General features: G+C 56.2%; 1 protein-coding gene. It reads left to right on the top strand.

Annotation, left to right across the window (positions count from 1 at the left end; genetic code table 11):
* Positions 1-234, top strand: a 234-nt coding sequence (locus K7472_RS32335; protein WP_222982836.1) for a hypothetical protein, incomplete at its 5' end; no start/stop codon positions are given.
* Between the last annotated feature and the right edge of the window lies 1 nt (position 235).

The raw sequence follows: 235 nt of genomic DNA, 5'->3' as shown, positions 1-235 counted from the left end.
TCGACCATCCCGAAAACCGGGACAGACGGGGTATCAACATATCTGGCGTTGACTTTTGGCACGCTGTTGAGTTCTCAAGGAACGGAAGTTACCTTCAAGGCCCTTTCACAGGCCCCTCCGGGCTTTCCCTTCGGTGTTTCCAACCTTACCAGATCCGAATTCCGTTTCCGGCCTTCACATCCGGCCCCCTGCTGGAGCGGGGCTTTCACCGTTCCGCATTTCGCTTTCCGGTGAT

The organism is Streptantibioticus parmotrematis (genome assembly GCF_019890615.1).
Classification (GTDB): domain Bacteria; phylum Actinomycetota; class Actinomycetes; order Streptomycetales; family Streptomycetaceae; genus Streptantibioticus_D; species Streptantibioticus_D parmotrematis.
The sequence above is the reverse complement of the archived record's forward strand: the minus strand, read 5'-3'. Positions and strand labels throughout refer to the sequence as shown.